The sequence below is a fragment of the Acinetobacter sp. GG2 genome, assembly GCF_000292385.1.
Classification (GTDB): Bacteria; Pseudomonadota; Gammaproteobacteria; order Pseudomonadales; family Moraxellaceae; genus Acinetobacter; species Acinetobacter seifertii.
This window is the reverse complement of the sequence record NZ_ALOW01000007.1, coordinates 1-13,997: the sequence shown is the minus strand read 5'-3', so window position 1 is coordinate 13,997 and position 13,997 is coordinate 1. Positions and strand designations below refer to the sequence as shown.

12 protein-coding genes and 1 pseudogene are annotated in these 13,997 nt (G+C 36.9%); 1 reads left to right on the top strand and 12 read right to left on the bottom strand.

Features of this window, described 5'->3' with window-relative positions; translation table 11 throughout:
* The 5 genes and pseudogenes from B554_RS0100165 to B554_RS0100145 all read right to left on the bottom strand — a co-directional run.
* Positions 1-326, bottom strand: a pseudogene (locus B554_RS0100165) (protein FilE); the annotation flags it as partial.
* Positions 320-1,984, bottom strand: coding sequence for an OmpP1/FadL family transporter (locus B554_RS0100160; protein WP_081400246.1), 1,665 nt, complete (start codon positions 1,982-1,984; stop codon positions 320-322). The gene B554_RS0100160 and the pseudogene B554_RS0100165, both read right to left, overlap by 7 nt.
* Before the next feature lie 12 nt (positions 1,985-1,996).
* The gene (locus B554_RS0100155) at positions 1,997-3,172 is read right to left on the bottom strand and encodes a hypothetical protein (RefSeq protein WP_193760135.1); all 1,176 of its coding nucleotides are present in this window, start codon (positions 3,170-3,172) and stop codon (positions 1,997-1,999) included.
* A gap of 44 nt (positions 3,173-3,216) precedes the next feature.
* Positions 3,217-4,050: a C39 family peptidase gene (locus tag B554_RS0100150; RefSeq protein WP_019456527.1), complete on the bottom strand. Its 834-nt coding sequence runs from the start codon at positions 4,048-4,050 to the stop codon at positions 3,217-3,219.
* Positions 4,051-4,346: 296 nt separating this feature from the next.
* The gene (locus tag B554_RS0100145; protein ID WP_019456526.1) at positions 4,347-5,195 is read right to left on the bottom strand and encodes a DUF6160 family protein; all 849 of its coding nucleotides are present in this window, start codon (positions 5,193-5,195) and stop codon (positions 4,347-4,349) included.
* A 353-nt stretch (positions 5,196-5,548) separates the two neighbouring features.
* Here B554_RS0100145 and B554_RS0100140 point away from each other — a divergent pair, with 353 nt between their 5' ends.
* Positions 5,549-6,895: an anthranilate synthase component I family protein gene (locus tag B554_RS0100140; protein ID WP_081400244.1), complete on the top strand. Its 1,347-nt coding sequence runs from the start codon at positions 5,549-5,551 to the stop codon at positions 6,893-6,895.
* 3 nt (positions 6,896-6,898) lie between these two features.
* Here B554_RS0100140 and hisC read toward each other — a convergent pair whose 3' ends face one another.
* The 7 genes from hisC to B554_RS0100105 form a co-directional block, all read right to left on the bottom strand.
* Complete coding sequence (gene hisC, locus B554_RS0100135; protein WP_019456524.1) at positions 6,899-7,984, bottom strand: histidinol-phosphate transaminase; 1,086 nt, start codon at positions 7,982-7,984, stop codon at positions 6,899-6,901.
* A 69-nt stretch (positions 7,985-8,053) separates the two neighbouring features.
* The gene (gene hisD / locus B554_RS0100130; RefSeq protein WP_019456523.1) at positions 8,054-9,343 is read right to left on the bottom strand and encodes a histidinol dehydrogenase; all 1,290 of its coding nucleotides are present in this window, start codon (positions 9,341-9,343) and stop codon (positions 8,054-8,056) included.
* 105 nt (positions 9,344-9,448) lie between these two features.
* Positions 9,449-10,132 (bottom strand): ATP phosphoribosyltransferase, encoded by a 684-nt coding sequence (gene hisG / locus B554_RS0100125; protein ID WP_004703796.1) that lies wholly within the window; start codon positions 10,130-10,132, stop codon positions 9,449-9,451.
* The gene (gene murA / locus B554_RS0100120; protein ID WP_019456522.1) at positions 10,132-11,388 is read right to left on the bottom strand and encodes a UDP-N-acetylglucosamine 1-carboxyvinyltransferase; all 1,257 of its coding nucleotides are present in this window, start codon (positions 11,386-11,388) and stop codon (positions 10,132-10,134) included. The genes hisG and murA overlap by 1 nt, the downstream gene beginning before the upstream one ends.
* A gap of 6 nt (positions 11,389-11,394) precedes the next feature.
* Positions 11,395-11,646, bottom strand: coding sequence for a BolA family iron metabolism protein IbaG (gene ibaG / locus B554_RS0100115; protein WP_004703799.1), 252 nt, complete (start codon positions 11,644-11,646; stop codon positions 11,395-11,397).
* Between the two features lie 138 nt (positions 11,647-11,784).
* Positions 11,785-12,123 carry a ribosome hibernation-promoting factor, HPF/YfiA family gene (hpf, locus tag B554_RS0100110; protein WP_019456521.1) on the bottom strand — a complete coding sequence of 113 codons (339 nt, stop codon included), beginning with the start codon at positions 12,121-12,123 and terminating at the stop codon, positions 11,785-11,787.
* A 168-nt stretch (positions 12,124-12,291) separates the two neighbouring features.
* Positions 12,292-13,740, bottom strand: coding sequence for an RNA polymerase factor sigma-54 (locus B554_RS0100105; protein ID WP_019456520.1), 1,449 nt, complete (start codon positions 13,738-13,740; stop codon positions 12,292-12,294).
* Between the last annotated feature and the right edge of the window lie 257 nt (positions 13,741-13,997).

Sequence of the window (13,997 nt, the reverse complement as noted above, 5' to 3'; positions counted from 1 at the left end):
GTCGGTGCAGTCGGTGCAGTATTTAATTTTTTATTAACGTGTGGTTCAAACTTTTGAGGCACTTTTGAATTTTGAATATTTTCTTTAGGTGCTTCTTGAACAGGTTTAGCATCTACTCGCGGCTGTACAACTTGTTTCGGTGCTTCCACTCTAATATTTGATTGCTTCTGTTCGACTTTTTTACTGGGTACAATCATTGGACGACCATCAGGACCAATGATTGTATAGAAACCATCTGCATACGATACAGAAATACTAGCTATCGCAATACATAAAGTCGAGATAGCAAATTTAGGTCGAAACATCGATTTATATTGTTTTACCATTTTGTTCTATAGCTCAAACCAAGTACTGTAACTTTAGTATTCGTTTTAACATCTAAACCTGAATAAGGATTTAATAAAATATTATCGACACCACACTTGTTCGATAATGTACTCGAACAGGCAGGAATATTGTCACGACTACGTAAAAAACCTACTGAAAGATCTAGATCTGTATCTGCATCGAAACGATAACCTAAGCCAAGACCAAATAATTGCGCATTATTGATTGGAACCATGGTATTACGTTTATCATCAGGTATCGAACTAGCTCGGGGCTCGTAACCAGCTCTCAATTTCAAACGGTCAGTTGCTGAGTATTCAATACCAATTCCCCAGCTCCACGGCGAAGTAAATTTCAATGGCAATGCCAATGAGTTATCGGTAACGTCATTAGATAAAAGCTTAGCCACTTTTAATAAAGTAATTTGGCGGTCAAATTCGAATTTAAACTTATCCCAAGCCGAATAATCTGTCCATCCTACGTCAAAGTTTACTTGCAAATCGGGTAATATTTTATACTTAATCCCCGCTTGGAAATGTGCCGGATATTCAAGATCCATTGCAACCAAACCAGACTCAACGTTAGGTACATATCCTGGTAAACCAAGAATTGCAGCTAAAATTTGCCCTGTAGCAGATGAGTTAAGACCCTTGATAAGTTCTTGAGGCGCCTTGGCATTATCAATCATGTACTTGCCTTTTAGGCGCATTTTGGCAGAACTTTGATAAACCATACCAAAGCCAAAGTCATCAGTTGGTTCCCAGAGTAAACCTAAGTTATAGCTTGGACTTAATGATTGTTCTAAAGAAACTTGTAATGCGCCCATTTTATTAAATGGATTCATGCCTTCTTGGGCATTACACATACCAAATAATAGTAAGTCTGTAATCATGTCACTATTATTTTTAAAAGGCGCACATACCACTTCATCAACCATACGCAATACACCAATCATCTCATTGGGAAAACGTAGATCAGTTTTCAGTGCGATTGCGTTGTAAGACATCCCCACAGAAGCACCAAGTGATAAATGGTCATTCACTTGATAACCAAAAGATGGTGATAAATAAGTGATTCGCTCTACGGCAACTTGCTGGCCCATATAGTTGCCAGGGTTACCATTCTCTGCACCAAACCCAGCGACCAATGGTGCATATACTGCTGTTGCATAAGTAACTTTTGAACCAGGTGGTTTATAAGCAATTCCGGCTGTAGGGGCAACTAAAGGATACCCTGGCCCGAGATCAACCATTTTTTTAAGAATCGGCACATATAGGCTTGCATATTCGACATCACCATGTACGGTCCCTTTGAAATCTGTACAAATATTAGCGGAAACTTCCGGCCCATCATTACAAACAAGAGGGTCATCTGAATAACCAAAAATGTTATAGCCAGGAGGAGCTGAAAATTCACGCTGGATATCAAAGTTAGCCAAAATCCCCTGTACATCGGTTTGTAGCCCATCAATTTTTGCTAAGGCTGCAGGGTTAAAATGAACCGCACTAATACCAGGAGGATCTGCAGTTACAGCATTCCCCATCGCTAGTGAACGAATATCAACAGCTAAGTTTTGTCCTAATTGAGCATTGGCAAAGCTAGAAAAACCGGAGATAACAATTGCCGCCGTTAGAGGACATAATTTAGGATATTTCACCTGCATATCTCCTTATTTTTGTTTTTTATTAAAACCTAAAATATCTAACGGAAACGACAGACCAAGTGAAATATCTGGTGCATCTTCAGTTAAACCAATACCAACAGTACCGTTAACAATCGTATCTGGTGAAACACGTACACCTAGAGCAAAAGATAACATTCCGCTACTTTGATCTGGTGACTTATATGATTCATCATTGTTAAATTGGAACTCAGCATTCATATTAAAACTTTGCTGATATGACATTGTTAAAGACACGTCATAGTTAAATGAGTAGGCGAAACCGAACGAGAACCCACCACTAATCCCTGGATCAAAGCTCTGAAGATATCGTGGTCCTTTAGCGCCACTACCACGCGCCTGATTAAGACCGCTTTCTTTAAAGCCATAGTTAGCCGATGCAGAAGCAAACAGAACAACTGGATCGATATATTTACGGGTACTTGCACCTACACCAACTGAGTAATAACCTTTACCTGTTGAAAGTTCATCTATACCAATTTCATAAGGACTATCACCCGTTTTGGTAGATACACTACCAAAAAGGACAAGTGGTAAACGACCCTGCTTTAACGGAAAGGGTTCCCAACGTGCACCAAGAGAAATATCCCCTAATCCCGCTGTTGTTTTATCTTTAATAATTTCAGACTTTGCAACGAAAGGAACAGTTGCTGACAAAGTTAAGTTATCTAAGACCCCATACTGAAAGGTAAAACTGTTCGTCAATGTATGGTTAGCATCTTCTTCGACACGTAAACGGTTAAGTTGAGAAGAGCTATCAGATAAAGCTAAGTCAATACGAGTATCGCGGTAATAAGTGTAATCAAGGTCATAATAAGAGGAAATTACGCCTTTCTTAATCAATGAATATTGACGTTCATTTGAAGTAAATACTTCTTGCAAGTTTGTCTCTTGGCTAGCATCACCTTCTTTTTTCTGTAAAGCACTTGCTGCTTGATGTGCATCAGTATTAGCTGCAGGAGCTACACTATTAGCATCAGCTACACTCGACGTTTGTGTGCTAGCATCTGTTGTTGCAGAACTAGAACTTGCCGCATCAGTAAACCCAGAGCTTTGTGCTCCCTCTACTTGCGGTTGTTGTACTTGATCTTCGGCATAGATTGTCCCTGTAATGGCGCTCATACTTAAGGCCAACACACTCATCTTCATCCATCGATTATTCATGTTTTTCCCACCCAATTTATTTATTTTACTAACTTTAAATTTGACTATTTACGCTTGTAATAAAGGCGCATATAGGTTTCTATCGGCTGTCCATATGTTGGCGATTTGTTATCATTATCCAATACACGCCTCATGGTCGAAGCTTTATTCGCTAAACGATCAAAGTTAAATGTTGGATATTGAACATCAACGAAAGCATATTTATTGACTGTTGCATCTTCGACATGACGCATATCTGACTCTTTTAATGCCAATAAGTCTTTACGTTGTGATTCAGGAACAGAAATAACAAATAAAGTATTATTATCCCAAATTTGTTTAAAACGATTTTCGTCAAAGCTGATATTCCCTAAAGCCGGATCAGCTACATACACTCGTCCATCTTTATAAGCTTTATATACGACAAAATGTTTAAAGCCTGCATATGAAATAGGCACAATTGCGGGTTGGCCAAGTTTAACTAAATCGGAAAACTCACCACGATACCCCCCGCTGTCTAAACCAATCGCTGTGACAAAGCGCTTCATATCAAGTAATGAGAAACTTCGACGCTCAATAATACGTTGATATTCACCATACTGTAGCAAACCACTCATTGTTTGCTGTTCAGTTAAATTGGTTCCTACATAACCATTTAATAGAGTTGTAAGTGCAGCAGATCCACAACTATAATCATAGGCTTGCCGAACAATCCCACGAAACTGATCTTCTACAGCTGGTTTAATCTGAACTGGTTCGATATGATTTCGATGAAACGATAAATTACGTGAATCGGCAGTCTCTGTATAATAAACAGTTCCCGGCGGCTTTTTTTCTATTTCAAAGGCTTCTGTCGCAAAGTAATACATCAATGCTGAGCCTAAAACTATCTCTAACATAAGCACTTGGTCTAAATGGTGGCCTAACCGGCCTTATTCATTTTATTCTTAGAGCAATAGCTCTACATCCCTGTGTGTTGAAGATACCTTTTTTTTCTGTAAAAAACAGCTTTTTTTTAATCTTTTTGATGAATGCATAGTTTTACATTTATAAACTGATAATTAATTCTCATTTGTTTTTTACATTCTTTTTTATTATATAAATTAATATGATTTAAATATAAAAAATGAAGTTAAGTTTTATTATGGCAAATAAAAAAAGCGCGTATAAACGCGCTTTTTTATCACTCTTTAAATTAGTGACCAGAAATAGTAATTGTAGACGTTCCTACATTTAAACCTTGAATTTCTAAATCACCAATTGAAGCATTAGTCTGTGCGCCTAGGTGAATTCCTTGTGCATAAACGTTCATACCTTGTGTACTGTTATTTTGGATACGTAAACCTGTAGGAACAACAGAAATGTTAGCATCTACATTCATATCACCAGTTGTATTACCTGACCCACGAACCATTACTTTGTCTAGGACAATTTTACCACCACCAGCAGCATCATTAATACCGAAGTTAGATAGTGTTAAACCACCTTGTAAGCTAGAGTTCACTTTGATCATCGCGCCTTGCGGAGTTGAACCTAACTGAACATTCGCAGAAATTTGACCCAAAGATAAATCTAAGCCAGAAATAATCTCAGTCGGAGCTGTTTCAGTAATACCACGTACAGCAGTAGTCGTATTTAATGTACCAGAAGTACCCACGCCAATTGAACCTACATGTACATCAACAGCACCTACTGTTGCTGCAACATTTAAGAAAGCACCATTTGAACCTGAAGCACCATTTGTATCAATTTTTAAATCTAAAAGATTACCTGTACCTTTTTGAGTTACCGTTACACCACTAATTGCGATTGCACCCGCTGTACCAGAAGCACCAGTGATACCAGTTGATGATGCTAGACCATCATTATCATGTAAATACAGTTTATCAATAGAAATACCACCAGAGCCTAAAGCAATACCGATATTAATACCATCTTGACCTGTAGCTGCACTCAGCGCTGCATCGTCCATTGACTGCATTGCCATTGCATTTGCACTGATAGCTAAAGAAGAAACTAAAGCAAGTTTAGTGAACATTTTCATTGAGCACTCTCCCAAGAGCATTTATTTTTTGACTTAACCACTCTTACTGTCTCAAGTTGCATTTTTCTTTTATGGCAACCGAAACTTCCAATCCTTGAGTAGTTTTGCTTAGCAATTACTAAATTACAGCTACGTTAATTTTTGTTCAACTACTGTAATGCATTTTTTGCCAATTACCCGATAAACGGTACAAGGGTCACACTTTCTTAGATATGCAGACCAATTATGCTTAAGTTGTAACGAAAAAATAGATGATTTTATCGACGAAAAGTTAAACTCTTACCGCCTAGATGACTGATGAACCGTAAGTTGTAGTAAACTAGGCGACCTCTTCCAAACTTGTCATGTTTAAAATGTCTCAGTTAAAGAAAAAAATCTCTTTAGAAAGTACTCTATCAGCTGCCGATATTTTAAAAAAATTAGAAGATTTAACTGGACTTGTATATCTTTATGATGATAACAATCCTATTATTGGCTTTCTGCCAAAAAAATATCTAGTTACTCAAGGTCAGCAAAGTTTTATATTCGAGCAAGATACCCTTAATAAGTATATAAACTCACCTAATATTGAAAGTATTTTAGACTTCACTCAATTCCATACTGAAGAATCAAAAAATAAAAATATTAGTTTTAATGGTGGATATATTGGATTCATTAGTTATGATTTTTCTGCACATCAATTTATTAAAAATCAATCACACCAACAACCCTCTTTATTTATAGGTTCTTACCACTCTTTTCTAAAAAAAATAAATAATGAATGGTATTTTTTTAGTGATGAAAAAAATAATTCAGAAATTTTTAATTACATTACAGAATTACTACATAGATCTTCTAATAATTTAAGAAAACATATTTTTAAACTAGATAAAAATATTTATCCCCGTTGGTCTAAAAATGAATATTTGAACGTTTTTTATAAAATACAAGAATATATAAAAGCAGGAGATTGTTATCAAATTAATCTTACACAAGAGTTTAATACAACTTTTACAGGAGCTTTATTAAATAAAGCAGAAGAATTATGGAGTTTAACCAATGCACCTTATTCAGGTTATTTAAAATTAAATAACTTTGAGTTATTAAGCTGCTCTCCTGAATTATTTATCGAATTTAGTACAGACAAACAAATTAAAACCAGACCAATCAAAGGCACGATGCCTCGATATGAAAATAAAGAACAAGATTTAATTTCAAAACAAACATTAAAAAACTCTCAAAAGGATCAGGCAGAAAATGTCATGATTGTTGATTTATTACGTAATGATTTGAGTATTTATGCCAATACAGGTTCGGTAAAAACAACAAAGTTATTCGAAATTGAAAGCTTCAATCAAGTTCACCATATGGTAAGTGAAGTCACAGCTATACTTAAAAATGATATTAATCCTATGCAAATGTTGCTTAGCGCTTTACCAGGCGGCTCAATTACTGGTGCCCCTAAAATTCGCGCAATGCAAATTATTGAAGAGTTAGAAGGTGCGCCAAGAGGAGCATATTGCGGGACTTTAGGATATTTTAATTTTGATGGTACTGGTCGTTGGAATATTCTTATTCGTAGTTTTCAACAATATCAAAACCAGCTTTCTATTTGGGCAGGTGGTGGTATTACGATTGCCTCAGAAGCTGAGGCCGAATATCAAGAAAGCTTAGATAAAATCTCTGCTATGCTGAACTTAATGAACAGCACAGCAGAATAATTTTTAAAGAATATCTTGCTTCAAAGTTTGAACTAAACGTGCATTTTGCTCATCAGTTCCAACCGTGATACGTAAAAACTGATTAATGCGAGGCTTATTAAAGTGGCGAACAATAATACCCTGCGCACGTAATTTCTGCGCTAGTTGTCCAGCCTCATGTTGCAGGTGTGAAGCAAAAATAAAATTCGCTTTTGATGGTAAAACATTAAAGCCAAGTTCAGTTAAATCACTAACCAGCTTTTCTCGACTCGTAATAACTTTTTGACACTGTTCTTCAAAGTAAGCCTGATCTTCAAAAGAAGCCACAGCCGCAGCAATAGCAAAGCGATCAATTGGATATGAATTAAAACTATTTTTTACCGCTTCAAGTGCTGAAATCAAGTGTGACTGAGCAATCGCAAATCCGACACGTAAACCCGCCAAAGAACGCGATTTTGAAGTTGTTTGACATACCACAAGATTTTCATAACGGTTTACCAAACTTACAGCAGACTCAGCACCGAAATCGACATAAGCTTCATCAATCACAACTACGCGATCTGGATTTGCCTGTAGTACTTGTTCAATCTCTACCAAGCTAAGTGCAATACTAGTCGGTGCATTGGGATTGGTAATAATCACGCCACCATTAGGTTGTGCATAATCTTTAACATCAATCTCAAAATTATCATTGAGTGGAACTTCTTTTGTCTTTGTTCCAAAAAATTGGCTATAAACTGGATAAAAGCTATAAGTAATATCCGGATATAAAATCGGTTCATCTTGAAGGAAAAATGCTTTAAAAATATGAGCAAGCACTTCATCAGAACCATTACCTATAAAAACTTGAGATACATCCATATTCTGTTGCGTAGCAATCGCTTGTTTTAAGGCAGTTGCATCTGGATCTGGATATAAGCGCAGTGCATCAGCTTGATCATGTAGCACAGCTTGAACCGCTTCTACTACTTTTGGTGATGGCGGATACGGATTTTCATTAGTATTTAACTTTAATAAATTTTGGATTTTCGGTTGCTCACCTGGCACATAAGGCTCTAATTCACGAACCTCAGGACTCCAAAAACGCATTTGTGCTGTAGATACAGTCATAGTCTTATCTCAAAAAAGGGCTGAAAATCAGCCCTGAATAATCATTTAAAATGCTGAAAGGCTTAAAGCTTATTGATAACGATAACGAGCCGAACGCGCATGAGCATCAAGATTTTCTTGAACAGCAAGTATATCAGCGGTTTTAGCCAACGTTTTTACGCCCTCTTTTGAGCACATGATCAAGCTAGAGCGCTTTTGAAAGTCATATACACCCAGTGGTGACGAGAAGCGCGCTGTACCGGATGTTGGCAATACGTGATTTGGACCAGCACAGTAATCACCAATTGCTTCAGGTGTATAACGTCCCATGAAGATTGCACCTGCATGACGTATGTTTTCGCTCATCGCTTCAGCATCATCTAAACATAGCTCCAAATGCTCTGGTGCAACTTGATTAATCAAATCAACAGCTTCTGTACGGTCTTTTACCAAAACTAAAGCCCCACGATTTTCAATAGACGTACGTGCAATATCAGCTTTAGGCAAGTCATTTAAGTGCTTTTCAATTGCTGCCTCTACGGCTTCTAGCAAAGCTTCATCTGGAGTTATAAAAATAGCTTGGGCAACCGTATCATGTTCAGCTTGAGATAAAACATCCATCGCTAACCACTCAGCGTTATTCACCCCTTCTGCATATACTAAAATTTCAGAAGGTCCTGCAATCATGTCAATACCGACCTGACCAAATACAGCACGTTTAGCAGCTGCTACAAATCGGTTTCCCGGACCAGTAATTTTATCTACAGGCGGAACAGTTTGAGTACCATAAGCTAGAGCTGCAACAGCTTGCGCCCCACCAATAGTAAATACTCGACTCACACCAGCTAGATAAGCAGCAGCCAAAACAAGTGGATTTAATTCACCATTTGGTGCAGGTACCACCATAATAATTTCAGGTACGCCGGCCACATGAGCTGGTACTGCATTCATAAGCACAGATGAAGGATAAGAGGCTAGTCCACCAGGTACATAAATACCAACTCGGTCAAGTGGTGTCACCTTTTGTCCTAGTGTATTCCCCAAATCATCTATATAAGTCCAGCTATCTTGTTTCTGGGCTTCATGAAATGTACGAATACGATTAGCCGCAAGTTGCAAGGCTTCACGAATCTCTTGATTTAAGTCATCAAACGCAGCTTTAAGTTGTTGTTGAGACAATTCTAGATCGGAAAATTGATGCGCTGGATGTCGATCGAACTGTTGAGTAAGTTTTAAAACATGATCATCACCATGCTGACGAACATCAGCAATAATTTGATCTACTGTTTGAACTAAATTAGGATCATTAACAGTTTCAAAAGCTAAAAGCTCTGCAAAAATCTGTTTGAAGTTCTGATCTTGAGTCGATAAACGTCGCATCAATTTACCCACAAGGCGAAAAAGAAAAACCAAGTTTACTCTTTTTCTAAGCCCTTGTGGGCATCATATCTACAACTATCGCAAAAGCATGATAGGAAATTACTTTTAACGTGATTGAACAGCTTGTTCGAGTTGGGAAATGATAGGATTTAACAAACTTTGCTTACGCTTAAAGCTTGCCTTATTAACAATAAGACGTGAGGATACTTTACAAATTTCTTCTAATGGTTCAAGTCCATTTGCTCGTAAAGTATTTCCAGTATCAACTACGTCAACAATATAATCGCCCAAACCGACAAGTGGTGCTAATTCCATAGAACCATAAAGCTTAATAACATCTACCTGCTCACCTAAGCTTGCATAGTATTGACGCGTTAGATTGACGTACTTAGTTGCAATTTTTAAACGACCTTTTGGACGTTCCATTCCAACTTTGCCAGCAGTCATTAACTTACATTTTGCAATCTGTAAGTCCAATAACTCATAAACATGCTGAGCACCATGTTCCATGAGTACGTCTTTACCTGCTACACCTAAATCAGCTGCACCATTCTCAACATAGGTTGGCACATCAGACGCACGTAAAATCAAAATACGAACTTGCTTATGTGTTGTAGGAAAAATCAACTTACGAGATTTTTCTGGGTCTTCAAGCAAGTTAATACCTGCTGTTGCAAGTAAAGGTAAAGTTTCTTTTAAAATACGCCCTTTACTGAGTGCTAAGGTCAAACCATGATCAAAATTACCCATTACATCAAAATTAGGATCATCGTTTCTTACGTCATTCATTAACTTACTCGCTTAATTTGGGCACCTAAACCTTGAAGTTTCTCTTCGACATGCTCATAACCACGGTCAATATGGTAGATACGATCAATTAACGTATCACCTTCAGCAACTAAAGCCGCTAAAACCAAAGAGAATGAAGCACGTAAGTCTGTTGCCATTACTGGAGCAGCTTGCAATTTTTCAACTCCAGTCACCACAGCATCATGACCTTCGACCTGAATATTAGCACCCATACGTGACAATTCAGGAACATGCATGAAACGATTTTCAAAAATGGTTTCGGAGATCGTTGCAAAACCGCGACCAATTGCATTTACGGCCATAATTTGCGCTTGCATGTCGGTTGGAAACTCTGGATGAGGTAATGTTCTAAAACTTACCGCTTTAGGGCGCTTGCCCATCATATCCAATTCAATCCAGTCATCACCACGAGTGACTTCCGCACCCATTTCTTCAAACTTATCTAAAACAGATTCAAGTAATGACGGATCCGTATGAGTAGTTTTAATGCGCCCACCTGTAATTGCCGCAGCAGCTAAGTACGAACCTGTTTCAATACGGTCTGCAACAACTGCATATTCACAGCCATGTAAACTTTCAACACCAGTAACAACAAGTGTATCTGTATCTATACCCTCAATTTTTGCGCCCATTTTAATAAGCATTTGAGCAAGATCAGTAATTTCAGGTTCACGTGCTGCATTACGAATTGTAGTTACACCATCCGCTAAAGCAGCCGCCATTAAAATATTTTCGGTGCCCCCTACAGTGACCATATCAAAAATCACTTCGCCGCCTTTGAGACGACCATTTACAGTGGCATGGACATAACCATTTTCAACTTCAATATGTGCACCCAATGCTTCTAGGGCTTTTAAATGTTGATCTACTGGTCGAGATCCAATCGCACATCCACCTGGTAACGAAACTTTAGCATTTCCATAACGTGCCAATAATGGTCCTAACACCAAAATAGATGCGCGCATCGTTTTTACCAGTTCATAAGGAGCAAACTGGTTATCTAAAGTAGAGGTATCTGCTTTAACTGTGTCATTTTCATAACTAATTGTGACGCCTAATCCACCAATTAATTTCACCAAGGTATTTACATCTTTAAGATTTGGAACATTGGTTAAAGTAATAGGTGAATCAGCAAGAATCATTGCTGCAAGTAATGGTAAAGCCGCATTTTTAGCACCAGAAATGCGTACTTCCCCTTCGAGCTTAACACCGCCCGTAATTAAAAATTTATCCATTAATATTTAAGCTCCGAAAAGGCTTGCTTTGCGCCATTCGTCTTTGGTCATCGCACGAATTGTTACGGCATGAACTTCGCCACTTGCAATATAAGTATTTAATGGTGCATAAACTGCTTGTTGACGAGCAACAGTACGCTTACCTTCAAATTGATCATCCACAATACGGAGGTCAAATTTTCCAGCCTGTCCGCTCACCGCTACTTCCGCATCAGGAAAAGCTTCTTTTAAAATTTGAGTGAGCTGTTCACTATTCATTGCAAAGACCTCTGGCACAACCTACGGTGTAAAACGAAGTATTTTACTATAACTTTTTCCAAGAATTCAGTACGTGTTTATATTTTATCAATAAAAAAGAGGCTATATTTCAAGCCTCTCTCAATTATTAAAAACTTATCAAATAGAAACAGCAACTTGTGAATAAGTACATTGCATTTTCCGATATTTTAACAATTGTTTTTTTAATTTTTCAGTCAACTTTTTAATTGATGTATACATGTCATCTGCTGCTGCTTGAGCAAATAGTTCAATCCCAGGTAAGCGAACTATTGCTTCTGCCACATGATTCGAGCTTCCCTTGTGTGAGCGCTTATCAATCTGATGATCTTTAGTTAATTTAATCTGCATACTATTCACCTGATCGAGATGTTTCGTTAACTGATTAAATTTTGCTTTAATATTTTCTTCTATAGCTGGTGTAATTGCTAAATGATGTCCACGAATCGTTATTTGCATAATTCTATCCCTCACCTTTTTGGGTTAATAAAGAAGAACTAAAACGATTTAATGTGATCTAAAAAAGATGACTTTGGACAATTAAATCATTTTAGCAGCTCCTCTTGGTGAAATTGAAATTTCATTATTTCGTCATAATGAACATCTAGAATAGTCATACTTCAAAAATTAGATCAAGACTTTTCTTTCAGATGACGATGGAATATGTAACGATTCACGATATTTTGCTACAGTTCTTCTAGCCACTTCTATCCCTTCATCTTTTAATAAAGCTGCAATAGTATTATCAGACAATGGTTTACGTGGATTTTCATTAGAAACCAATTTTTTAATCATAGCTCTAATTGCAGTAGAAGAAGCTTCTCCTCCCGTAGTTGTTCCAACATGGCTAGAAAAAAAGTATTTCAACTCAAAAAGCCCACGAGGTGTCAGCATGTACTTATTTGTAGTGACACGTGAAACAGTAGACTCATGAAGCTCCACTTCTTCAGCCACATCCCTTAGCACCAAAGGTTTCATTGCCTCAGCACCTATCTCTAAAAATGCTTTTTGATGTTCAACAATACAAGTAGCAACTTTTAATAAAGTTTTATGCCGCTCATCAATACTTTTTATGAAGTTTTTAGCTTCAAGCATTTGATTACGAAGATATAAATTATCATCGCTTTGATCAGCTCTACGAATCATACTCGAATAGAAAGAGTTGATTCTTAATTTTGGCATGATATCCGGATTTAATTGGACTTGCCAATGTAGATCTTTTTTAGCAACCACAACATCAGGGATTTGGTATTCCGACTCTTGCTTTTGAAAATCCATACCAGGATAAGGTTTTAATGTTTTTAATAAGTCAACCGAAAGCTTTAATTCATCTTTCGATAGGCCTGTTTGTTTTAATAATTTATTTAAATCATTTGCAATTAATAACTCATAATACTGGAGTAAACTTTTTGCTTCTTTTAAATATTCAGTTCCTTTTGGTAGAAAATCCAATTGGATTTTTAAACATTCAGCAAGATTGCGAGATCCTATTCCAACTGGATCAAGACGTTGAATATGTTTTAAAACAACTAAGACTTCGTCTTCTTCAATTTCTTCCTCAATATCCATGTCATTTAATAGATATTGTACAGCGAGAATAATTTCTTCTAATTCAGCATCTAAAAAGCCCTTATCATCTAAAGCATCGATAATACAATAAGCAATCAACTGATCTATTTTTGAGAAATGCAGCAAGTTCACTTGCTCTAACATATGTTCTTTTAGTGTCATCTGAACTTGGCGATTATCTTCACGCTCTTCAAACTCAGGAGTACCTAAAGCCGTCGACTGATGTGTATAGATATCATCCCACTCAGTATCCACAGGTAAGTCATCAGGTAAATGATCTGCATTTAACTCCGTTGTAAGATCATTACTTTCTTTGTTTTCTAAAGTGGATAAACTTTCGGCTAGTGATTCATCTTCCACTTTTTCAAGTAATGGATTACTATCTAATTGAATTTGAATTTCTTGCTCTAATTCTAAACTTGAGAGCTGCAGTAATCGGATTGCCTGCTGCAATTGAGGCGTTAACGATAATGAATTCGCAACTTTCAATCCAACAGATAATTTCATATATTTCTCTTTCCAATAAACAAGCAAAAATCATGCCTATTTATTATTTATAGCATATAGTCAAGTTTTATCCTATATATTGACTGAGAATTTCATGAGAAAATTATTAATTTATTCTTCTAAAAATCTATTTTAACAACCGAAAAAGATGAGTTGTTTAATTAAATTAAATTTGTATTTTGATATCTGCATATCTCTGAAACAGGACAACCGTACAAATTTCTTCCGTGCAAAAGGAACACCCCGGTTTCTTTCGA